The 22,003-nt window shown below is 42.8% G+C and carries 20 protein-coding genes; 13 read left to right on the top strand and 7 right to left on the bottom strand.

Annotated features, from left to right (window positions below):
- The first annotated feature begins 27 nt into the window (after positions 1–27).
- A complete protein-coding gene (locus ACIPK1_RS03465) occupies positions 28–1,575 on the top strand; it encodes a bifunctional UDP-sugar hydrolase/5'-nucleotidase (protein ID WP_087664577.1) in 1,548 nt (515 codons plus the stop codon).
- 43 nt (positions 1,576–1,618) lie between these two features.
- Here ACIPK1_RS03465 and ACIPK1_RS03460 read toward each other — a convergent pair whose 3' ends face one another.
- The 3 genes from ACIPK1_RS03460 to ACIPK1_RS03450 are packed head-to-tail and all read right to left on the bottom strand — an operon-like array spanning position 1,619 to position 3,206.
- Complete coding sequence (locus tag ACIPK1_RS03460) at positions 1,619–1,780, bottom strand: hypothetical protein (RefSeq protein WP_005233739.1); 162 nt, start codon at positions 1,778–1,780, stop codon at positions 1,619–1,621.
- Between the two features lie 33 nt (positions 1,781–1,813).
- A complete protein-coding gene (locus tag ACIPK1_RS03455; RefSeq protein ID WP_005233740.1) occupies positions 1,814–2,164 on the bottom strand; it encodes a hypothetical protein in 351 nt (116 codons plus the stop codon).
- A gap of 19 nt (positions 2,165–2,183) precedes the next feature.
- Positions 2,184–3,206: a lactonase family protein gene (locus ACIPK1_RS03450; protein ID WP_008379454.1), complete on the bottom strand. Its 1,023-nt coding sequence runs from the start codon at positions 3,204–3,206 to the stop codon at positions 2,184–2,186.
- 118 nt (positions 3,207–3,324) lie between these two features.
- Here ACIPK1_RS03450 and ACIPK1_RS03445 point away from each other — a divergent pair, with 118 nt between their 5' ends.
- The 8 genes from ACIPK1_RS03445 (at position 3,325) to ACIPK1_RS03410 (ending at position 12,121) form a co-directional block, all read left to right on the top strand.
- Positions 3,325–3,678 carry a PTS glucitol/sorbitol transporter subunit IIA gene (locus ACIPK1_RS03445; protein ID WP_086298211.1) on the top strand — a complete coding sequence of 118 codons (354 nt, stop codon included), beginning with the start codon at positions 3,325–3,327 and terminating at the stop codon, positions 3,676–3,678.
- A 15-nt stretch (positions 3,679–3,693) separates the two neighbouring features.
- Positions 3,694–4,875 (top strand): AI-2E family transporter, encoded by a 1,182-nt coding sequence (locus tag ACIPK1_RS03440; RefSeq protein WP_005233743.1) that lies wholly within the window; start codon positions 3,694–3,696, stop codon positions 4,873–4,875.
- Between the two features lie 282 nt (positions 4,876–5,157).
- Positions 5,158–5,739, top strand: coding sequence for a TetR/AcrR family transcriptional regulator (locus tag ACIPK1_RS03435; RefSeq protein WP_087664579.1), 582 nt, complete (start codon positions 5,158–5,160; stop codon positions 5,737–5,739).
- Positions 5,740–5,758: 19 nt separating this feature from the next.
- On the top strand, positions 5,759–6,295 hold the full coding sequence (locus tag ACIPK1_RS03430; protein ID WP_008379457.1) for a flavodoxin domain-containing protein: 537 nt from the start codon (positions 5,759–5,761) through the stop codon (positions 6,293–6,295).
- A 530-nt stretch (positions 6,296–6,825) separates the two neighbouring features.
- Positions 6,826–7,752, top strand: a complete 927-nt coding sequence (locus ACIPK1_RS03425; protein WP_101699360.1) for an ROK family protein — start codon at positions 6,826–6,828, stop codon at positions 7,750–7,752.
- A gap of 129 nt (positions 7,753–7,881) precedes the next feature.
- Complete coding sequence (locus ACIPK1_RS03420; protein WP_306425327.1) at positions 7,882–10,149, top strand: helix-turn-helix domain-containing protein; 2,268 nt, start codon at positions 7,882–7,884, stop codon at positions 10,147–10,149.
- A gap of 19 nt (positions 10,150–10,168) precedes the next feature.
- A complete protein-coding gene (locus tag ACIPK1_RS03415) occupies positions 10,169–11,470 on the top strand; it encodes a family 20 glycosylhydrolase (protein ID WP_142437379.1) in 1,302 nt (433 codons plus the stop codon).
- Positions 11,471–11,620: 150 nt separating this feature from the next.
- Entirely contained in the window at positions 11,621–12,121 is a 501-nt protein-coding gene (locus ACIPK1_RS03410) for a GNAT family N-acetyltransferase (protein ID WP_005233764.1), read from the top strand.
- 238 nt (positions 12,122–12,359) lie between these two features.
- Here ACIPK1_RS03410 and ACIPK1_RS03405 read toward each other — a convergent pair whose 3' ends face one another.
- Genes ACIPK1_RS03405 through ACIPK1_RS03390 form a run of 4 tightly spaced genes read right to left on the bottom strand, consistent with a single transcriptional unit; the run spans position 12,360 to position 16,722 of the window.
- Positions 12,360–13,664, bottom strand: a complete 1,305-nt coding sequence (locus ACIPK1_RS03405; protein WP_016612908.1) for an alpha-L-fucosidase — start codon at positions 13,662–13,664, stop codon at positions 12,360–12,362.
- 25 nt (positions 13,665–13,689) lie between these two features.
- The gene (locus tag ACIPK1_RS03400; RefSeq protein ID WP_301387849.1) at positions 13,690–14,187 is read right to left on the bottom strand and encodes a hypothetical protein; all 498 of its coding nucleotides are present in this window, start codon (positions 14,185–14,187) and stop codon (positions 13,690–13,692) included.
- A gap of 18 nt (positions 14,188–14,205) precedes the next feature.
- Entirely contained in the window at positions 14,206–16,077 is a 1,872-nt protein-coding gene (locus ACIPK1_RS03395; protein ID WP_301387851.1) for a beta-N-acetylhexosaminidase, read from the bottom strand.
- Positions 16,078–16,092: 15 nt separating this feature from the next.
- Positions 16,093–16,722: a YesL family protein gene (locus ACIPK1_RS03390; protein ID WP_005233769.1), complete on the bottom strand. Its 630-nt coding sequence runs from the start codon at positions 16,720–16,722 to the stop codon at positions 16,093–16,095.
- A 296-nt stretch (positions 16,723–17,018) separates the two neighbouring features.
- On the opposite strand from ACIPK1_RS03390, the gene ACIPK1_RS03385 reads away from it, so the two are divergent.
- The 4 genes from ACIPK1_RS03385 to ACIPK1_RS03370 are packed head-to-tail and all read left to right on the top strand — an operon-like array spanning position 17,019 to position 21,990.
- The gene (locus ACIPK1_RS03385; protein ID WP_005233770.1) at positions 17,019–18,377 is read left to right on the top strand and encodes an alpha-L-fucosidase; all 1,359 of its coding nucleotides are present in this window, start codon (positions 17,019–17,021) and stop codon (positions 18,375–18,377) included.
- A gap of 55 nt (positions 18,378–18,432) precedes the next feature.
- A complete protein-coding gene (locus ACIPK1_RS03380; RefSeq protein WP_008379472.1) occupies positions 18,433–19,386 on the top strand; it encodes a sugar ABC transporter permease in 954 nt (317 codons plus the stop codon).
- A 15-nt stretch (positions 19,387–19,401) separates the two neighbouring features.
- Positions 19,402–20,316 (top strand): carbohydrate ABC transporter permease, encoded by a 915-nt coding sequence (locus ACIPK1_RS03375; protein WP_008379474.1) that lies wholly within the window; start codon positions 19,402–19,404, stop codon positions 20,314–20,316.
- Between the two features lie 21 nt (positions 20,317–20,337).
- Positions 20,338–21,990, top strand: a complete 1,653-nt coding sequence (locus ACIPK1_RS03370; protein WP_005233773.1) for an extracellular solute-binding protein — start codon at positions 20,338–20,340, stop codon at positions 21,988–21,990.
- Positions 21,991–22,003: the final 13 nt, after the last annotated feature.

Raw genomic sequence — 22,003 nt, 5'->3', positions numbered from 1 at the left:
CTATTGAGGGGAAAAGGAGTCTTTTGAATGAAAATCACGTTTTTAGAAACGAGCGATATGCATGGCTATGTCTATCCAACCAATTTTGCCGATGACACGGAACAAGGATTCGGCGTGGCAAAAGTTGCTACCAAAATGAAAGAGCTACGTCAAGCAGCCACCGGACCGGTCGTAACGATCGAAAATGGCGACTTTATCCAAGGCTCGCCCTTAAGCTATTACATCGCCAAAAGCCAGCACTCCGTTGCCGCATTGACCGCTGTCGTCAACCACCTAGACGTTGATGTTCATGTCTTAGGCAATCATGAGTTCAACTACGGTCTGCCTTATTTGCAAGAAGCGATCGCCAGCTACCAAACACCAGTACTGGCAGCGAATATTTTAAATGAAGCGGGGGAACCATTCTTTGGGCAAGCTTACACCATCATTGAAAAAGAAGGGGTAAAGATCGCGATTTTAGGAATGGTGACGCCCTATATTCCTCATTGGGAACAACCTGCGACGATTCGCGGGATGCAGTTTGTCAGCATCGTTGAGACAGCGAAAAACTATGTACCTTACTTACGAGAACAAGCCGATATCGTTGTCATCAGCTACCATGGCGGCTTCGAGCGTGATTTAGTAACTGGGGAACCGACCGAATTATTGACTGGCGAAAATGAGGGCTATCAATTACTGCAGGAAGTTTCAGGAATCGATGCCTTCTTCACAGGACACCAACATCGTGAGATTGCCACAAAAATCAATGGTGTCCCTGTTGTGCAGCCCGGTTATCGTGGAAGCTTTATCGGCGCCATCGAATTGACGGTTGAAAAAAATCAGACAGGGGTTCATGTCACAAACAGTACGGCTGCGTTGATCCCTGTTGCGGATGCTGTCCCAGATCAAGAGACATTGGCTTTGTTAGCACCCATCGAAGAAGAGTTACAAACATGGCTAGATCAGCCGTTAGGCAAAGTCAGTGGGGATATGCGAATCACCGATCCGATGGGGGCACGCTTGAAAGAGCATCCTTATATTGAATTCATCAATCGTGTTCAGATGGCTGCCAGTGGCGCCAAAATTTCTGGCACTGCTCTTTTCAACAATGAAGGCAAAGGCTTTGGTGCAACCATCACGATGCGGGATGTGATTACCAATTATATTTACCCAAATACGTTAGCTGTAGTCAAAATAACAGGTGCCGAATTAAAAGCTGCTTTAGAACAAACGGCGGATTATTTAGCCGTTGTTGACGATCAGATCGTTTTCAATCCTGCTTTTATTGAACCAAAACCGCAATATTATAACTACGATATGTATGAAGGCATCGAGTATACGATCGATCTTAGTCAACCCGTTGGTCAACGAATCACCCGTTTGGACTTTGAAGAAAAAGCCATTGCGATGGACCAAGAATTAGAGATCGTCATCAACCAATACCGTGCCGTGGGCGGTGGCAACTACGCCATGTTTTCTGCCGAAAAAATCGTTCGTGAGATTCAAGTCGATATGACGGAACTGATTGCTGACTATTTGAAACAGCATCCTCAGATCGAAGCTACGACGAATCAAAACTTTCTAGTGACGTTATAATAGCAAAACAGCCTGCGATGAATGAATCATCGCAGGCTGTTTCTTAATTTTCTACATTACGTACATAGTCATCAAAGTATTTTACCAAATCCGCTTTGACTTGTTGATAGTCTTCTTCGGAATAGTCTTTGTCTTCTAGTTTTGCTTCGAAAAATGGCATGGCCAATTCTTCTCGTAAACGATCCAACACTTGTTCTTGGTTCATAACGTCACCTTTTTCACTTTTGATTTGATTTCATCATAACAAATGAAATGAGGCTGTCAATGCTTCGTAAGTGTCTTTCATTTTTTCTAAACGATTTTTTAAAGAAACAAAATCATCGTCATCATGAAAAAGGACTTGTTTTAATTCAAAATAATAGATCTCAAAAGCATCAAAGAAAGCAATGACTTCCGCTGTTTGCAGCTCTTTGGCAGTATCGCAGCGAATATAGGCTTTTTCAGCGATCGCATACGTTTCCGCAGTCGTTAATAGGACCAATGATTCATTGTATTTGCGGCTCGTCACTAGTTCAAAGGTTGATTGACATTTATTGTAGATATTAGAAAAATCTTTGAGCACGAGTTCCTTTGGTGTTTTATCAAACATGGGGGAATCCTCCAAAACTTTATTTTTTGAATAAGACGCAGACACATTCTGGTGCGTAGATGTCTTTTTCTAAGACAGTCAATTTGCCAGTGGCTTCATCGCGTTTGTATAACGTTAGGTTATCAGAATTTTGGTTGGCACAAACCAGATAATCGTTTGTCGGGTCCAAATCGAAATCGCGAGGGAAGTCGCCTTCTGTTGAGATTGATTGAACAAAAGCCAGGCCAGCGCCTTCATCGGTTACTTCAAAAACAGCGATTGAATTATGGCCGCGATTTGAGCTGTAAACAAAACGTCCATCGTTCGAGATCCGTACCGCAGCGCCACTGTTGAAATCCGTAAAGTCCGCAGGGATCGTTGGCACCTTTTGGATTTTCTCAAAACTGCCATCTGCTTGATTGTAGCGTAAAACAGTCAATGAGCTGTCTAATTCGCCCACTAAGTAAGCGTATTGGTTATTTGGATGGAAGACTAAGTGACGAGGACCAGTTCCGTCTTCTGCCACATAGACAGCTACTTCTGTCAGTTTGCCATCTTCTGAAATATCATAAGTATAGACCCGGTCCGTTCCAAGGTCACAAACTGCTAAACGTTGGTCTGGTGTTAAGTCAGTATAATGGACATGAGGTTTGTCTTGGTTTTCATGAGAGCCGACGGGTTCATCATGGTAGATGCTGTCCGTTGCTTCGATGCTGCCATCTTCTAGAATTTTATAAACATTCACTTCACCTTTGTGGTAGTTGGCACCATATAAAAGCTGACGGGTTTCATCAACTGCTACATAGCAAAGGGGTGCGCCTTCTTCCGTTGCGGTATTCAGCAAGGTAAAGTCTGGGGTATAAGCAGCGGCGCCGCCGTTGCCAGCTACTTCTGTGACGCTGTAAACTGCTTCTTTTTTACTGCGGGCAAGATAAGTCGGACTTTTTTCTTCCGCACATAAGGTCAAATCGGTCAGTGTTCCTTTTTCCGTATCTAAAGCGATCGAATAGATCCCCTTACTTTCGCGACGAGTGTACGTACCTAAATAAATCGTTTGCAACATAAAAAAACCTCCTAATAGTTTCATTCCTCTTTAATTCTACCATAGAATGCGGTTTTGGGCGGGTAGAAAAACTCTTTATGTTATAATAAACGAGAAGATAGAAAGGGGAGTTTGTCATATGAAAAAAGGGACGATCAAAGAAATTGGTCCACAAGCGATCGATTCGCAAGAAAGAATGATCATCTTCTTTGGGGAAGAAGCGACCGATACATTGCGAGAATATTCAGTCATCCAAACGATTCCTGATTCGCAAGCGTTAGTCGTAAAGAAAGAGGATCAGATTACTTTTGGTGATCAGACCTATCAAGTCCAATATGTAGGAACGGTGGCTAACCAAATCCTGCAAACGATCCAGCATGTGACCTTTGTCTTTGACGAAGTGCCGGCTGAAGAACCGCTTTCAAGTGCGATTTATTTAACGCCAACTGTTTTGCCGAACCTCGAAGTCGGCATGCAAGTGGCGTACAACTAGGAGGCAAAGAATGTCATGAAAGAAACGCAGAAAAAGCCGCATTCCTGGTTTTGGAAATGGTTTTTAAACAATCAAGCAGTGACCAGCTTGCTGGTCATTTTATTGATTCTCTTAATTTTGCTGCTCTTCACGAAAGTTTCATATTTGTTTGAGCCTGTCTGGCAATTTTTAGCCATCGTCGGATTGCCAATCATTTTGGCTGGGATCTTGTATTACTTGATGAATCCCACTGTTGACTATTTGGAGCGCAAAGGAATCAAACGAATTTACAGTATTTTTGGTCTTTTTGTTTTGGTGGTTGGTCTGATTGTCTGGGGGGTGGTGGTCATCATTCCTAAGATTCAAGAGCAATCCATGAGTTTTGCGGATAATCTGCCGGGGTATTTGACGATTATTGAGAATAAGGTGAATGAAATCTTGTCTGATCCAATCTTCTCGCAAGTCCAAGATCAGATCGAAGCTTCCAATGAGAAGTTGATTTCTTCTCTGACGGATATCGTCCAAAATCTTTCCCGCAGTACGATTCAAAATCTAGGTAGTTTCTTCGGGGCCGTTGCGACGATCGTTTTAGCGGTCATTACCATGCCGTTTATTTTGTTCTACCTACTGAAAGATGGCCGCAAACTAGCCCCTTATTTTGTCAAATTTTTACCAACCAAAATGCGCCAGCCGTCACTGATCGTTTTAAAAGAAATGAATGACCAGGTATCCTCCTATATTCGGGGACAGCTGACAGTGGCGTTTGCGGTCGCAGTGATGTTTATGATCGGCTTTAGTATTATTGGCTTAGATTATGCCATCACACTGGGGATTGCAGCGGGATTTCTAAATTTGATCCCTTATTTAGGCTCCTTTTTGGCCATGATCCCTGCGGTCTTTTTAGGAATCGTCGGCGGACCAGTGTTACTGATCCAAGTTTTGATCGTTTTTGTTATTGAGCAAACCATTGAAGGACGCTTGATTTCGCCATTAGTTCTAGGAAACGAGTTATCGATCCATCCTGTCACGATCCTGTTAGTCCTCTTGACTTCAGGAAAATTGTTTGGTCTTGTTGGGGTCATTTTAGGGATTCCTGTCTATGCGGCTGCCAAGGTGATCATTACCCATGTGTTTGAATGGTATACGCGGGTTTCCTCCTTGTATGAAGAGGAAGAACCAATCCTCGAAGCACCACCAGAGGACACCCCAGAAGTTTAGCAGCTTCGAGTGCAAAAGAGTCCATACGTATTATCAACGGTACAGCCTTTTTCTGTGGGCTGTACCTTTTTTGTGCGGATAAAAGAGCCAGCAATCACTGGGAAGTAATGCAAGATTTACAACCTATGAACGATGATTTGGGAGAAACCGACAGCTCTTTATTCAATAGAAAGAGTGAGGGAGTAGTGTCTTGGACCCGATTGACTTCGCAGGAACAAAAGAATATAATCGAGTTATATAAATCGTTTATATAATGTGACTTGTGCTTAAGGAGGGTCTTGGATGCCAAAACAACGAATAACAAAGGAAATGGTGGTTGATGCCGCTTTTGAGATTGCTCGAAAAGGCGGTATGGAGCAAGTGATTGTCAAAAATATTGCGGAAAGGTTAGGCTGTTCAGTCCAGCCCATTTATAGTTATTGCACCAATATGGAAGGACTGCGGACAGAAGTAGAGCAGAAAGCACGGCAATTTTTACAAGCGTATCTAGAAGCCCATAGCGACCCCCAGGATCTGTTTCGCAGTACCGGACACGCGTATTTGCAATTGGCGAAAGAAGAACCCCAAATTTTGAGAATTTTTGTCTTACAAAAAAGAGCGAATGTTTCGTCATTAGAAGAGCTGTATCAGTTGGAGACGAATCCTCAAGTAGCAAAAAGGATTGCCGCCGATTTGAACATCAGCATAGAAACCGCCAAACAGCTGCACTTGCATATGCTCATTTACACGATCGGAATCGGCACGATTTTCGCAGTAACGACACCAGGTATTCCACTAGGTGAAATCTATGCACAACAGGAAGAAGCTTACGAGATGTTTTTGAAACAGGCAATAGATGGCACAAAAAGTAGGTCGCAGTCCTAACTGCAGGGAGGAATTCCTCATGAAAAATGGCATTATTGTTTATCAATCGAAATACGGCGCTGTCAAAAAGTATGTCCACTGGCTTCAAGAAGCAACAGGTTTTCCCTGCCTAGAAACCCCAAAAGCCAAAATAGCTGAAGTAATGGATTATGACACAATTATCTTCTGTGGGGGAATCTATGCTTCGGGTATTGCTGGACTGTCCTTTTTAAAAAAGAATAGCAATCAGCTAAAAGGCAAAGAGATACTCATCTTTTGTGCGGGAGCTTCTGTTCCTGAAAAAGTGGTAGTGAAAAAACTCAGAGAACAGAATCTCACGGGTCCGCTAAAGGACATCCCCTTTTTTTACGGAAGAGGACAATGGCAGGAAAGCAAAATGAACTTTTTCGATCGAACCTTAGTGAAAATGTTAAGAAAAGCGGCCGCTAAAAAAGAGCCACACACCTATGACCCACAGACGAAGGTACTCATGGAAGCCAATGGACAAGATTGCGATTGGACGGATAAAAAATACTTGGTTCCGTTGGTGGATTATTTGGAGCAGGAATTGTATTGAACGAGCACAAGCGCTTTATTGAGGTTTTATGAATCAAATGAGCAATAAGTGACCAGAGTGTAAGAACAGAACAAAATTAGTTTACTGCGAATAGATTTTTTGTTGTGACACCAAGAGTCTGCAACTAAGTTCTTAAAATTGTTTGATCTATTCCTAAAATTCAATGAGTAAGTAGAATGCCGATCACGCATGAGAGGATGTCTTATGCGTGACGGTTTTTTTGTTTGTAGCTTATCTTAATAGAAAAAACGGGAGTAGCTGATTCCTTTGTTTATAAAATTCTCAGACATTGTATCTAATAGTTCTATTTTTTAGCTTTGCATGATGAACATTTTTGTGAAGCTGAACGTTAAACCAGGTCTTTCAAGTGCTAAAAAAATAAGCAGAGAAGCTATCTCTGTATGTACAATGTATATTCTTTCTAAATGCAAGATATCTTTCGTTGCGGGCTTTTTTATGGCTTGGACGGATTTGACATATTGTTGCAAGAAATACATATGGTCGCTGAAAACATTGGTTGCGTATACTGAATGCAAGACAAAAGAAAACCTTGTGAGGTCAAGAAAATGTGGATTTTAGCAATTGATATTGGCGGTACTGCTATTAAATGTGGGTTAGTGAATAGTCAAGGGGAACGCAGACAATTGACTCAATTTCCTATGAACAAGGAATATTCCACAGTCACGCAACGTATATGTCGACAGATCGATGCATTCTATGCAGCAGCATTTGATGGCATCGCTATTAGCTCAACGGGACTGGTTGATCCCCGAAGCCAAGAAATCGGGATGACATCACCTTTATATGAAGGATTTGGTAAAAGACTGGTTAAGCATTTGCGCAGTACATACCAATGTCCAGTGGCTGCCGAAAATGATGGCAACTGTGCGTTATTGGCAGAAAAATGGTTGGGTCACGCTCAAAATTGTGCGTCCTTTGCGACAATTGTCCTAGGTACATCCGTTGGCGGTGGCTTGATGATCGATCATCAATTGATTCGCGGCAAACACTTACTAGCAGGAGAGTTTGGTTATCTGCTTTTTCCGACCGAAAGGAAGGATTGGGAACTTTGGAGCATCGCAGGGTCAACCAGAACATTAGTAGAGAAAACAGCAAAACGTATCGGAGACCCAACAATCAATGGTCAGCGTATTGATACACTGGTTCAAGAACAAGATCCGCGATGTCTGCCAGTAGTAGCTGATTTTGTCGATAAACTGGCGGCGGCTTGCTATAGCCTGCAATATATGATTGATCCGGAAATCATCTTGATTGGCGGTGGAATCAGTGCGAGCCGTTTCTTGATCCCACATGTAAACGCACGATTAGCTATGATTGCTGAGCAGATTCCTAGTACTGTTATCGTGCCAAACATTTGTGCCTGTCGTTTCGGCAATGAATCTAATTTATTGGGCGCTTGTTATAACTGGTTAAGAAAATACAAGCCTGATAGCTGACTTGTAAAAAAGCATTGTTTTTTATTAAAATAAAGCGTATTTTATTAGAGTATCATACATTCTTTTCTCCTAAATAAGTACCGATAAATGAAAGCGTTTTTGAGCTTTCGAAATAACAGAGAATAGGTGATGCAAATGGGAAAGTACACGGAACTGAATCGTCAAAAACTATTTAGGGGAATCATTCGTGCCATCAGCTCTTATTTAATCGTGTTTTTAGTGCCTTTTTTAGCCGTGTCATGGATTTGGTATGATACATCTGTCAAAAGTATCAATGAACAAGTGATGCTGACCGCTAGAAATCAATTGATTCAGTTGAAATATTCTTTAGAAAATACGTTTATTCAATTGAATTATCTGACGCAAAAAATGACCAATGATCATGTTGTCTCATTGAAATATTTGCAGCATCCTTACTTGACCAAAGAAGCAAGAGAGGCCATGCAAACGTACAAAATCACCAACGACTTAGTCGAAGAAGTCTATTTATATTATAAAGAGTCCCCAGCAACCTTGTATTCAACCGTAGGATCATTCTCTTTTGACACATTTTTGAAAAAAGTACTGCCGAAAAATGAAATGGGCCAGGAACAGTTAGCCGCACAATTGGATTCCTCAGCGCCTACATTGTTGACATTAGAAGGCGCCGGTGAGGAGCAGCGATATTCCCGTTTCTTTTATATCGTTCCCATTCAAAGTGAAGAGATGACTGTCTATGGCTCAGCGATCTATGAAATCAAAGAGAACAATTTGAAGAGAATTCTTGATTTCAGCAATAACGATGGGATCAGTAACACCTATATTATCAATGATGAGTACCAGTTATTAGCCAGTACCACCAATGATGAGTTAGCGCGCTTTTTAAATCATCCCGAACGCATGAAAAAAGGCATTCAAACAGGACGAATGCGGTTTGAACAATCAACGTATTTTGTTCAAGCGATTGCCAATAATGAATTGAATATTTCAGTGGTAGCCGTTGCTAATCCGAATCAAGCGCTGGCATCGGTCAACCGTGTACAAGAGCAGTTCGTCCTAGTATTTATCGCCATATTATTTACGGGTATCACTGCAGTCGTGATGCTTGGGTTACGTAGTTATCGCCCAATTCGCAAAATCGAAAATCTGGTTCAGGAGTTTCATCGGGACCCCAAAATGACCCTTCATTCGATGGATGATGTCCATAATACCTTGGCGGCATTTTTGGTTGAGCACCAAGAACTACATCAGGAAGTCCGCCTGCAAACACCTCATGCCAGAGAGCAAGTGCTGCGCAAATTAATGAGCGGACGTTTTCGGTCCGAGCAAGAACTGGCTTTGCTTTTAGAAGCGGTTCATGTCTGCTTTCCTAAGTCAAATTACTTTGTGATCGCCATCGATACGAAAACTGTGGATTCCAAAGCCAAGCAAGGAGATAAAAAATTTCTGATCGATTATATCGAGGAAATCAAAGAGGCGGATTATACGGCATATGCGACGGAAATTTTATCCAAAGAAATGTTAGCCTTGACCGTAGGGTTTGTTGATGGCAAAGAACAACAAGAAATTGTGGATGCCATTGCGGAAAAAATTACCCATGCGATCTCCCTAACACCCACAATGGGTGTCGGTATGACGGTCGATCAACTAACCGCCATCAATGAATCCTATATCGAAGGGTTGGCAGCACTGGAAAATCAAGGGAGTCAAGGCAAGCAAATCAGCTACTATGCGGAGCTTTCCAAAGAGACCAATCATTTGCCAATCAATTACCCAGATAATCAAAAATTAAAATTGATCCAAGCCTTGAATCAAGGAAATATTGAGATTGCCAGTGAAACGATCCAGCGGTTGATCGAAGAAGGCGAGAGTAAACAGACTTCGCCTCGTGTCCAAAAAATGTATGGCTACTACTTGTTGAATACGATCGCGCAAGTCGGCGGTGAATTGGTGGGGGCAGAAGTACTGCATACCGCTTCTGAAAGTGCTGATTTCAACAGCTTGAATCAATTGCAGTCTGCCTTGTTAACGATTGCCCAGCAGATTTGCACGAAGGTGCAGAAACAGCCGCTGGATGACGAGTCGGAAATGAATGAGAAAATCTTCAGTTTTATCCAAGAAAATTACCATTCCTCACAGCTCTCCTTGGAATCGGTGGCAGAGGAGGTTGGTGTTTCTGTCTCTTATGTCAGCCGTTTTGTAAAAAAAGAAAGCGGCAAAACCTTCTCCAAATATATTCAAGAACTAAGACTGAAAAAAATCAAAGAGGAACTGATTGAAACAGATTTGCCAATCAAAGAAATTATTCGCAACAATGGGTATTATGATGTTTCCAATTATACGAGAAAGTTCCGAAAAATAGTGGGTGTGACACCAGGGCAATACCGTGAAATGAACCAAAAAATGAGAAATTATTGAAAGTATGGGGGAAAATGAGATGAACAAACAAGTTGATTTGACAAAAGTTCAGCAACGAGCAGCCGTCTTTTTTGAGGAAATAGGTTGGCAGTCGGCGAAAGATCCGTTACCGAAAATAGTGATCGATCCGCAGCTGGATGCTGATTTTCGATTTGAAAACCAAACAATCAGTGTGTCCTCGCCAGAACATGCCTTTTACGCGTTAACCAAATATGGCCGAGATCAGGCGACGGGTCAATTAGCACAGAAAAGCTATATAGCAGCGCTTAAAGAACGCTGTCTGATGATCGATATCGGGCGCAAATTTTATTCGCTTGCTGATTTGAAAGCAATCGTCCGCAGCATGGCTTGCTTCCAATTCACGCATCTGCAACTTCATTTTTCGGAAAACGAAGGCTTTCGGATTGAATCCCAGCAATTTCCAGAAATTGTTTCGGAAGAATGTTTGACCAAGCAAGAAATTCGTGAATTGATTGCGTATGCTCAAAACCATGAAATTGCCATTATCCCTGATTTTGATTCTCCTGGTCATTTGCGTCAAGTCCTAGCACAAAAACCTCAATGGCAATTGCCGACAGCAGCTGGCACTCGTGATGATCGAGCACTGAACATTTTGGATTCAGAAGCGGTAGCCTTTATTCAGGAAGTTTATCGAGAATATGCGCAACTGTTTGAAGACAGCACCTATTTTCACATCGGGGCCGATGAGTTTATTGATTTTGACCAGTTAGAAAACTTTCCACAAATGATCGAAGCTGCCCGCGAGCGTTATGGGGAAAAAGCCAGCGGAATCGAAGTCTTTATTGATTATGTCAATGAGCTGGCGGCCTTTGTTGAAAGTCTCGGCTTTGTTGTGCGGGTCTGGAATGATGGTTTTTACCGCTTGAATCGCCAAGAGCAGACAACGTTGACGGAGAATTGTCAAATCTCCTATTGGACCCGTTGGAACCAGAATATGGCGTCGGCGGATGTCTTTTTTGAAAAGGGCTATACCATGATCAATCACAATGATAATTTTTTCTATTATGTCTTAGGAGAAGCGGCAGGGTATACCTACCCAACTTACGAAAAAATCAGCAATGAATTCCAGTTGACGACGTTTGCCAATGGACAACCAGTTGCACAGGAACAGCTTGCCCAAACACAGGCGATCGCTTTATCCGTCTGGGCGGATGTACCTGAGGCTCAGACTAGTCGTGAAGTGATCCAAGCGATTTTTTGGCTCCAAACGGCCATTAGCCAAAAAGTTTATAATGAGCCAAATCGACCAAAAGAGACATTTCGAAAGCTTTATGATGGGTGGGAAGCGACATTTAGCTGATTGTTAGAGGAATTGGGTGAAAGGGCACATCGCTGACAATCCCTGTTGTTTTCTTTATGATGAATAAGTTTAGCGACAAGTGAAACAAAAGCCAATAGTATTTTGATAAAATGAACGTAACTCCGAGTGAGGGGAGAAATGGAGCAATAAGTGATCATAGACATTCAACCGTTGAAGAAAAAAGATATCCTTGAAATGGATCAAATGTTTTTAAAGCAAGGGTGGCCTTCTCGCCAGCAGCTCTTGATGGAGTATTTAAACGAGCAAGAAGCGGGGGAGAGATACATTTTGCTTGCCAAAATAAACAACAAAACTGCCGGGTATTTGACATTGGTCCCTCTAGCAAAGCACGGACCATTTAAAGGCTTGTACCCAGAAATTGTGGATTTTAATGTTTTTGAATCTTATCAAAAACAAGGGGTAGGCAGTCAGCTTTTAAAAGCAGCCGAAGAAAAGGCACGAGAAATAGCTGCCGTGGTGACATTAGGGGTAGGTTTACACAATGGTTATGGATCGGCCCAGAGACTGTATGTAAAACAAGGCTATATTCCAGATGGATCTGGTGTTTGGTTCAATAATCAGAATTGTGCGATGAATGTGCCTTGTTGTAACAATGACGATCTTGTTCTTTATTTGTCTAAGGAACTTTGACCCTCCCGTGGTAAGTACCTTTAAAAAAGGATTAATCCCGCAGCTTGTTTGCATGTTCTCATCACCTGTTCAACAAGCTAGCTCGCTACTTTCGTATAAGCGAATTTAGGGAGTTTTTGAAAAAATAGCCATAAAAAATGACTAGAAACGATCAGTTTCTAGTCATTTTTTTGTAAAGAAAGTAAGGACAATGTTTTTGTATCAATAAAATATTCATTTAGTACAGTGCAATAGGCGCTTATATTTCTTTTAAAGTGATTTCGACCACTGGTACCAACACATCTGGGGGGCAGACGGGTAAGCTGAGAACAAGGTCCTCTTTGTTGATGATGGCTTCCGTTGACGTGAGAACTTCCTCGGGATCAAATCCTCGATAAAACAACTCGGAGCCATCATGTAAGAAACGGATATGCTTCACGCATCCTGCAAGTCCCGGAAGATGCAAGGATTTGTAGGGGTAGGAGAAGAGGTGCAAGTAAAGTTTATTCCCGTTTTGGGTGTAACGACTGTCAATAGGCGGTTGAAAAGTGCTGGCACCACAGCCGATAATCGCTTGCTGATGATAATGCATCCATGAACCGATGGCTTCTAAATGGCCACGAGTTGGTAAGTTGATTTCTCCACGAGCATTCGGGCCGATATTTAAGAGAAAGTTCCCATCTTTTGCTACTGTGTCAATCAGCATTTTGGTCATCATTTCACTGGATTTCCAGTGCTGAGCATCACGATCATAGCCCCACGTTTCGTACATCGTTTGGCACGCTTCCCATATTAAAGGCAATCCATTCGCTTCTAATGGTTTGTCTGGTTGGAATTGCTCAGGGGTGGTAATCCCTCGGCCCAAATCCAAACGGTCATTCAGTAACATCTCCGGCTGTAGACTTCGGCAAATTTCTTCGATCCGCTTACTATCCCAATCGGCGGCACCCTTGCCTTTTGACCAGCCCCAATCTCGATGGCTATAAGGAAAATCAAACCACATATAATCGATGGTTCCATAATTGGTCAATAGTTCGGTGACTTGACCAGCCAAAAAATCTTGATAACGGCGCATGTCCCGCTGGTCATTGGCTTGACGGGCTTGAATAGTCTCTCGTTGCGGATGCAGGCCGTCGAGCGTGAAATCTGGATGATACCAATCGATCAGCGAATGATACAGTCCGACCTTAATGCCTACCTTGCGAAATGCCGGCAGCAGTTCTGCTAAGAGGTCTCGCTTGAATGGGGTGTTGGTTACTTTGTAGTCGCTGAGCGCGGTGTCCCAAAGGGCAAAGCCTTCATGATGTTTCGTCGTGAAGACCATGTATTGAAAACCGGCCTTCTTTGCGGTTTGAGCCCATTCCTCCGCGTTGAAAAGATCAGGATCAAACTGAGAAAAATAGTTCTCGCGATAGGTGGTGGGTTCAATTTTTTCTGTCGTCATAAACCATTCGTGTCGAGCGCCAATACTGAATAGGCCGAAATGGATGAATAAGCCAAACCGATCATGGAGGAACCAGTTTGGATCAGGGTAGTTGGCAGGCCAATTCTTATACGTTCTCATTAAAAATCACTCCTTTTTCACTCACTTAAAGAAATTCTGTATTCGTCATGACTGTTTCTTGAATTTTCCAGCCATCTGCTTCCTTAACGAAAGTATGGTAAGCCTCTGTGATGTGATCACGGTAGGAAGAATCTTTTGGGCTGATCGTTTTCTGCTGCGCCGCGACCAGCATGGATCCTGTCTCTTGTTTAACGACTTCAAAAGAAAGCAGCGTGTGCTGCAGCTGTTCTTCTGCAAAAAAATCAGCCAATTCTTGGCTCGTCTCTGCTCGCGCCGCTGCCACGAGCGTGGCGGCATAAGCTGTCGCATCTTGGTCAGAGGCTGCTTGTAAATTTTCTTTCAGCACTGCCAAACAAGCCTCCGCCGCTGCTTGATTTGTAATATTACCTGTCATCTCCAGTTTTTCTGAAGGTTGGGCATGAACTGGAGCAGAAGAATCGGTTGTTAGAAAATAGAGAAAGAATAGGCTAACAATAGCTAGCAGACTCACGATGACGGTTCGGCGCAGCAAGGATGTTTTCATAAGTTCTCACTCCTTCTTTTAAACATTAGAAATTTTCCCCGCACTATAGATTCCATGAAATAAATTGCGACCCACAGAAGTGCTGCCGCTGAAAGGGGTTACCATTGGTAAGGACGGTTGAGTCAATTCTTCCAAAGTATCGAGCTCCCCGTCCAAGAAGGCAGTAAGCCGCCAGAGTGTCGTGTCGCAGCGCATCAGCAAGGCGCCGTAGCGCAGATCGATACTCTCAAAACCGAAAGGTCGATTCCAGTCAAACCAGACTTTACGATGGGCTTCATAAAGGGATTGCAAGGCGGATTTATAGACACTGAGCTCATCGACTGCTTGGCGCAATTCCGTGAAGTCCTTGCTTTTATAGGCACTGGTGATTTGGTCGGTAATACAAGCTTTTTGTGCCAAAACATCAGCCAGCTGCTGATAAAAGGCAAACATCGTTTGTGTGTCCCGTGTTGATTTCACAGCTGCCAACTCTTGAGCCAATGTTTGATAGTGGGATGCTAAAGAAAGATCGGTTAAGTTTTCCTGATACAAACCATACAGCAAGTCTTGGTAGAGCAGTAGCTTGCTGGGGTTTTCTCCGTGAGGATTGTTTTCTGGTACACCTGCAGTTTGATCAAAACGATCAAGCAGCAAGAAATCGCTACTAACTGACTCGTGAAAGAGCTGGAATTTTTCATTTAATTTCTCTAACGAAAGGTCGTTTCCAAACTGCGCTTCACTGAAATATTGCAAACCTAATAGCGCAGCAATCAGCGGTGTTTCGGCTCCGTCGTCGCCCCAAAGTGTGGCATAAACTTCCTGAACATCGTTTTCTTTGGCGGCTTGCAAGGCATGACGCATGGTGGCGAAACTCTTGCCATAGTTCGGCGCCAAACCGTTCCAAGTCCAGATACCTCCAGCAAAGGCGATCGGCTGTTTTAATTCCCGATGTTTCGCAAACATTCGCTGATAAGAGGCATGATCATGGTGGTAATAATCCCAGTAAACCATTTTGACAGCAGGAAGGTCAGCAAACAATTCTGTGGGAAAACACACGTCTGGATCGTAATAATCACCAGTAGGTGCACCGATCCTAAAAAACATATCGCTCCACATCATCGGCTTAAAACCCACTTTTTGACAAAGCGCAGCTACCCGCTGCAGATGTTCGGCCATAATCGAGAAACGGTCTTTTAAACCGTGCAATACCAAATATCTTCCTTTCCCCAATTGGTGTGCTTCATCCATGCCAATGTGTAGCTGATCCGTCGAAAAACACGAACGGATCGAACAGATCGCTGCTTCCAAAAAGGTATATGTTTCTTCTTCTCCCACCAGTAAAATATCTTCCGTGTCCCGAATGTTTTTAGCAAATCCCCATTTTAAGGGATTCGTTAAGTGTGCCAATGTTTGAATCGCCGGAATCAAAGTTACACCTATAGCTTGCGCGTAGCTATCAAGCTTCTTTAACTCACCTTGTGTATAACGGCCTCGTAAATGACCAAAATAAGGATACTCTGGAATTTCATAAGTGTCTTCCATATAAAGCGTGAGACGATTAAGCCCCATCTTGCTTGTCAATAGAATAAAGCGTTGCAGTTTTTCAACGGTCATTACTGCATTGCGGGACAGATCGATCATTGGTCCAATTGCTTCAAAATGCGGCTGTTCTTCTAAGACATAGACTGGGCGGTCTTCATGCACCCATAAAGTTAATGCCCGAAATAAATGGGCCTTTTCTTGATAGTAAATGATTGTTGCTAGCGGACCGTGGCAAATTTTCAGAGAACCGGGCCGTTGAATCAGCTGTAATGGATGCCCTTGCGGTGATTCTCGCAACGCTAGTTCCGGTAGTATGTTACTAAAAAAATCATCAAGATTTTCATTACTTTGGATAAAAATGTCTTTCATTACGAACGTCCCTTCTTAAGTTTCTTTTATCAGCAATGATTCTGAACGTTGGATCGCTTGAAAAGAGAACCAACTATTTGGAAAAAGGAAAAAAGGAACAAAGCCGATGACTAATAAAATCGGTAAAAAAGTCAAAATGATTGTAGTTACTAAGATTCCCAAAATCATCGCAATCGTTTGGGGAATACTGATAACCATCAGTATTACTGCTTGCTTAAAATAGTGAAGAAGGGGCAAGTCATAACGCAAATACACTGGCAGCAGATACAAGCTGATCAAAAGGGCACTGATAAACAACAGCAGCAAAAAAAAGTGAATCAAGCTATTTTGGATAAAGGTACTAGAGATGCGCAATTCTAGCCATAAGAAAAGCAGCAAACCCGCTTGCATGGCTCCTAATTGATTGGCGCGACGGAAATTTTTTTTCACGACAGTTCTGAACCAAGGCTTCAAAGCCGCTGGGCGTTCCTTTTTTTGGAAACTGTTGAAAAAAGCTTGGATAATCGTAGCGGTGGCAGGGAAAATGCCTAAAAATATCCCATATCGAAATACCCAATAAAACCAAAGAAACTGCAATTTTAGGCAATGGAGGAGCCATTCACCGACTTGATAGGAAACATGATAAAGACCATTGGATTGTTTCATAAAATCCTCACTTTCTTACGGATTACCATTTTGTATCCGCTTTAATTGTTGTCCTTATCGTACCATTGATCCATGGATAATGGGCATGGATGAAAAAATCACACATCCCATACAGGAAAAACACAGCAAATATATTTGATCCGCTTTATTTCTCCTAACGTTTTTATGGAAGGAAGCTTTCTTCATTACAAATTTTACAAACGCTCTTGCTTGGTTTAACACAGTGAAAAAAGTTACATATTGTTAGATGGACTTTTTTTCGCTTACATTTAGAACAAAGAAAGGAGTGCAAATGCATGACAAAAATTCGCGGTGATATTGAAGAAGCCAAGGAGAGAGAGCAAGCAGCGTGGGTCCCAGAAACAGAAATGCTCAAGCAGCGTCTGGAATGGTTTCAAGACTTGAAATTCGGAGTGATCTTCCATTATGGGCTGTATGCCGAAGCGGGGATCGTTGAATCATGGCAATTATCTGAAAAAGATGAATGGGCTAGAGAAAACCAGCCCTATCGAGAAACTATCGAAGCACTGCGTTTGGATTATTGGCAGTTGATTAATCAATTTGAGCCGAAGAAGCTGGATACCCGTAAATGGGCCAAGATCTGTAAGAAGGCGGGATTTAAGTACTGTTTATTCACAACAAAGCATCATGATGGGTTTTCGATGTTCAACACAATGGAGTCAGAGTTTAAAATCGGCGGGAAATTAAGTCCCTTTAAACGCGACATTTTACAAGAAGTGTTTACGGCGTTTCAAGAAGCAGGGATTGCAACAGGAGCCTACTATTCTAAAGCTGACTGGTATTCTCCTTTTTACTGGTTGGATGATGATACCGTCAAAGGCCGTCATGCCAGCTATGACACCCACCTTCACCCAGAAATCTGGGCGCGCTATGTGTCATTTGTGCATCGTCAGATTGTAGAGATTACTTCCAATTACGGAAAAGTCGATTTTCTTTGGCTAGATGCCGGTTGGTGCGGGCAAGGAAAAGAAGACCTACAAATGGATCGTTTAGCTGAGATTGCACGTGAGAAACAGCCGGAATTGATCATCGTTGATCGAATGATGGGTGGCCGTCATGAAAACTATGTGACACCAGAACGCAAAATTCCTGCATTAGCAGAAATTCCTAAAAAAGTTTGGGAAAGCAATATCCCGATTGGGAATGATTGGGGATATGTGCCAAATGATACCTTCAAGAGCAGCCAAGAACTGCTGGAAACCTTGATTGAGGTAGTCAGCAAAGGGGGAAATTTGATTTTAGGTGTCGGCCCAACACCTGATGGCGAATTTACATTCGAAGAGACCCAACGCTTAGAAGAAATCGGCAATTGGTTGGCGCTATATGGTGAAGGCATCTATGAAACGCGGGCGAACCCAATAGCTTGGCCAAATGAATGGCATTTGACCTATCAAAAAGAGGGCAAGGCTCATTTTGCATTTCGCAGTATCGCTGCAGGCGCTTTCGAACAGATTCCTTTAACAGAGATTGGCGCAACTGAAGAAGACGAGCTAATTGATCTAGCCACTAAAAAAGCGTTACCAGTCTATAAAAACGCTACCGAACCGTACCTCTTATGGTCGGATATCAGTCAGCCGAACGTTGGGGCAGTTGGGATTCGCGTTTCGACACATAGGGAAAAAAATACACATTGATTTGAAAGCGAATACAATTCATGATAAGGCTAACACCAAGCAAGGAGGAGGAAGAATGGAAACAGCGCCAATCAGACAAACCGTTTCAGTACCTAAAACAAAGAAACAGGATATAAAAATGAAAATCAAGAAAAATCGGCAATTGTACTTGTTTGTGTTGCCAGCATTTTTGATTATTTTGATTTTCTCTTATGGACCGATGTATGGAATCATTATTGCATTCAAGGATTATATGCCTTCATTAGGGATTTTGGGCAGTCCTTGGGTTGGATTTAAACATTTTCAACGTTTCTTCGATTCCTATTATTTTTGGGAACTCATCAAAAATACTTTAGGAATCAGTATCTATTCATTGGTTGTCGGTTTTCCGCTGCCGATCATCCTGGCATTGGCTTTGAATGAGATCAAAGACGGCCCGTTTAAAAAGATTACCCAAACAGTCACCTATGCCCCAAACTTTATTGCTGTGGTGGTCATGGTTGGTATGGTCATTGCTTTCTTATCTCCTTCAACAGGGATCATCAATCACCTATTAGAATTTTTGGGTTTCGAGCGGATCAGCTTTATGACTAATCCCCGTTGGTTTAAAACGATTTATGTCCTGTCCGGAGTTTGGCAAGGAACGGGATGGGGGTCTGTGATTTATCTGGCAGCTCTATCTGGAGTCGATACGCAACTGCACGAAGCGGCAACGATCGATGGCGCTTCTCGTCTGCAACGCGTTTGGTATATCAATATTCCAACGATCATGCCCACGATGGTGATCTTATTGATAATGAGCTTCGGCAGCTTGATGTCAGTTGGGTTTGAAAAAATCATCTTGATGCAGAATCCTTTGAACATGCAATCCTCGAATGTGATTGCGACCTTTGTTTACCAGCAAGGGCTGTTAGATGCGCAGTACAGTTTTGCTGCGGCAGTCGGCCTATTTAACTCATTGATCAATTCCGTATTGTTGATCGTAGTCAATCATATTGCCAAACGTTTAAGCAATTCTAGTCTATTGTAGGAGGGAGGACCAAAAGTGAAAACAACTTCTTTAATAAAAGATACCCGTGCTGATAAAATCTTTTTGATCTTTGTTTATGTGTTTTTAGCAATTTCATTGCTGATCGTTTTATATCCGCTGATCTATATCGTCAGTGCTTCGATCTCAAATCCGCATCTGGTAAACTCAGGTGAAATGTGGCTTTTACCAAAAGGAATCACCTTCGAAGGCTATCGAACATTATTGGGCAACAGCAGTATCTGGCGTGGCTATTTGAACACGATCTACTATACAGTGTTAGGAACATCGATCAATCTCTTGGTAACCTTGCCTTGTGCCTATGCGTTATCGCGAGAAGATTTTTATGGGCGACGAGCCTTCACCAATTTTATGCTGGTTACCATGTTCCTGTCTGGTGGCTTGATTCCCAGCTATTTGCTGATTCGCAGCTTAGGTATGCTGAATACCGTTTGGGCACTGGTGATTCCAGGGGCCGTCTCGGTTTACAATGTGGTTGTCACACGAACGTTTTTTCAATCCACAATTCCGCGAGAGATGGAAGAAGCAGCGATTGTGGATGGTTGTTCCGATTTTCGTCTATTCATGCAGATCGTTTTACCATTATCAACGCCGATCATTGCGGTAATGGCTTTGTTCTATGGCGTCGGACATTGGAACAGCTTCTTTAACGCATTGATCTATCTTTCTGATCGATCGATGTACCCGCTGCAGATGATTTTAAGAGAAATTTTGATTCTTCAAGATATGTCTTCAAATACCGTCAGCAATGTGACTTCAGAAATGGCGAATATGCTATATAGCAAACAGCAACTCGCTCAAGTCATCAAGTACGGTGTCATGATCGTTTCTTCGTTACCGGTAATCATCGTCTATCCGTTCTTACAAAAGTATTTTGTCAAGGGCATGATGGTCGGTTCAATTAAAGGATAAAAAAATCAAAGGAGGAAGAAAATGGGATTAAAAAAGAAACTTTTAGGAATGGCGGGTGTCGCTTTATGCAGTACCCTCGTCTTGGGTGCCTGCGGCAATTCTTCAGATGAGGGAACTGGAGAAAAAAAAGAGGTTGCTATCAATCATGACAGCCAATTTCCAATCATCAAAGAAGGCGAAGAGCTGACCTTGAATATCATGGCACCAGGTGTGGGAATGGCCGAGTGGGAAGACATGCCGACGCTACAGGATTACCAAGAAAAAACCGGTATCAAACTGACTTATACGACACCGCCATCGGCTGACTTTAGTACGAAACTGAACTTAGCCTTTGCTTCCGGCGACTTGCCGGATATCGTTTACGGTGCTGGTTCGCAAGCACTGACGGCTTCGATGGAGATCGATTACGGTTCACAAGGGATTTTACTTCCCTTAGAGGAGTATATCACGCCAGAAATCATGCCAAATCTTTATGCACTGACGCAAGAAGATCCCTCAATCTTGAAATCGATCACCACGCCAGATGGGCACATTTACTCCTTACCAATGATCTCTCGGAATGCGACTTCAATCTGGTGGCAAGGCCCGATGTGGTACAACGGCACGTGGCTAGATAATTTAGGCGTATCAGAACTGCCGAAAACCACAGAGGAACTGCAAGAATTGTTGACGCGTTTCAAAGACGAAGATCCTAACGGAAATGGTCAAGCAGACGAGATTCCATTGACGGATGTCGATATGAACTCGACACGTGTTTGGTTGATGGCCGCCTTTGGCTTACGGACTCGCGGGATTCAAGTGGACGATGATGTGGTCTCCTACACACCGACATCAGAAAACTACAAAGCATTCTTGGAATACATGAATACACTTTACGATGAAGGCTTGCTGGATAAAGAAGTTTATGGACAGTCAGATGAGCAGAAAAAAGCGAAGGGTGAAAACAATCAACTAGGGCTTTTTGCCGACTATTTCAGCTTCTTTACTACTGGTCGCAGTGAGGCAGAGGCGATGAACGATCCGATGTTCCAACCGTTGACCTCTGAATGGGCACCAGAAGCCAAGATTCCTGGCAGTCCACGAATCTCTCGGGGAACTTTTGCATTGACCAATGTCAATCCTTCCCCAGAAGGTTCCATGCGTTGGGTGGATTACTTCTATTCGGAAGAAGGCACAAAATATATTGAACAAGGGCCAGAAGGTGTTCTTTGGGAGTACCAAGAAAATGCGGATGGCGAAAAAGTCCGGGTTTATGTGGATGGCATTGATACAGACAACACGGAAGACGAACGCGGCAAAATCACGCCGGCATATGGATTGACTACACCAAACATTGTCATTGATACAACAGGTGAATACCATATTCGCAAAACGGCTGATGAAGAACCAGATACTCGTTTTAGTGATTGGGTTGCACAAGAAACGGCAGAAAAGATGGAAGACATCGCTGAAGTACCATTTCCGCTACTGTATTTAACGATTGAAGAAAATGACAAAGTAGCAGCCACTGCCACTGATTTGACAACTTATGTAGAACAAATGGAAGCTAAGTTTATCACAGGTGTCGAGCCATTAGACAATTGGGACGATTATGTGAAAACGATCGAAGCAATGGGCATTGACGAATATGTCGAAGTCTATCAAACGGCCTATGACCGCTGGAAAGCAAACTAATATCATACGATAA

This window comes from Enterococcus sp. NPDC086594 (genome assembly GCF_044746145.1).
In the GTDB taxonomy this organism is placed as follows: Bacteria; Bacillota; Bacilli; order Lactobacillales; family Enterococcaceae; genus Enterococcus_D; species Enterococcus_D entomosocium.
The sequence above is the reverse complement of the archived record's forward strand: the minus strand, read 5'-3'. Positions and strand labels throughout refer to the sequence as shown.

Bases quoted from the DNA above. Each gene is read 5' to 3' on its own strand.
- ACIPK1_RS03465 (WP_087664577.1), top strand. From the start codon at position 28: ATGAAAATCACGTTTTTAGAAACGAGCGATATGCATGGCTATGTCTAT.
- ACIPK1_RS03460 (WP_005233739.1), bottom strand. From the start codon at position 1,780: ATGAACCAAGAACAAGTGTTGGATCGTTTACGAGAAGAATTGGCCATG.
- ACIPK1_RS03455 (WP_005233740.1), bottom strand. From the start codon at position 2,164: ATGTTTGATAAAACACCAAAGGAACTCGTGCTCAAAGATTTTTCTAAT.
- ACIPK1_RS03450 (WP_008379454.1), bottom strand. From the start codon at position 3,206: ATGTTGCAAACGATTTATTTAGGTACGTACACTCGTCGCGAAAGTAAG.
- ACIPK1_RS03445 (WP_086298211.1), top strand. From the start codon at position 3,325: ATGAAAAAAGGGACGATCAAAGAAATTGGTCCACAAGCGATCGATTCG.
- ACIPK1_RS03440 (WP_005233743.1), top strand. From the start codon at position 3,694: ATGAAAGAAACGCAGAAAAAGCCGCATTCCTGGTTTTGGAAATGGTTT.
- ACIPK1_RS03435 (WP_087664579.1), top strand. From the start codon at position 5,158: ATGCCAAAACAACGAATAACAAAGGAAATGGTGGTTGATGCCGCTTTT.
- ACIPK1_RS03430 (WP_008379457.1), top strand. From the start codon at position 5,759: ATGAAAAATGGCATTATTGTTTATCAATCGAAATACGGCGCTGTCAAA.
- ACIPK1_RS03425 (WP_101699360.1), top strand. From the start codon at position 6,826: ATGCAAGACAAAAGAAAACCTTGTGAGGTCAAGAAAATGTGGATTTTA.
- ACIPK1_RS03420 (WP_306425327.1), top strand. From the start codon at position 7,882: ATGCAAATGGGAAAGTACACGGAACTGAATCGTCAAAAACTATTTAGG.
- ACIPK1_RS03415 (WP_142437379.1), top strand. From the start codon at position 10,169: ATGAACAAACAAGTTGATTTGACAAAAGTTCAGCAACGAGCAGCCGTC.
- ACIPK1_RS03405 (WP_016612908.1), bottom strand. From the start codon at position 13,664: ATGAGAACGTATAAGAATTGGCCTGCCAACTACCCTGATCCAAACTGG.
- ACIPK1_RS03400 (WP_301387849.1), bottom strand. From the start codon at position 14,187: ATGAAAACATCCTTGCTGCGCCGAACCGTCATCGTGAGTCTGCTAGCT.
- ACIPK1_RS03395 (WP_301387851.1), bottom strand. From the start codon at position 16,077: ATGAAAGACATTTTTATCCAAAGTAATGAAAATCTTGATGATTTTTTT.
- ACIPK1_RS03390 (WP_005233769.1), bottom strand. From the start codon at position 16,722: ATGAAACAATCCAATGGTCTTTATCATGTTTCCTATCAAGTCGGTGAA.
- ACIPK1_RS03385 (WP_005233770.1), top strand. From the start codon at position 17,019: ATGACAAAAATTCGCGGTGATATTGAAGAAGCCAAGGAGAGAGAGCAA.
- ACIPK1_RS03380 (WP_008379472.1), top strand. From the start codon at position 18,433: ATGGAAACAGCGCCAATCAGACAAACCGTTTCAGTACCTAAAACAAAG.
- ACIPK1_RS03370 (WP_005233773.1), top strand. From the start codon at position 20,338: ATGGGATTAAAAAAGAAACTTTTAGGAATGGCGGGTGTCGCTTTATGC.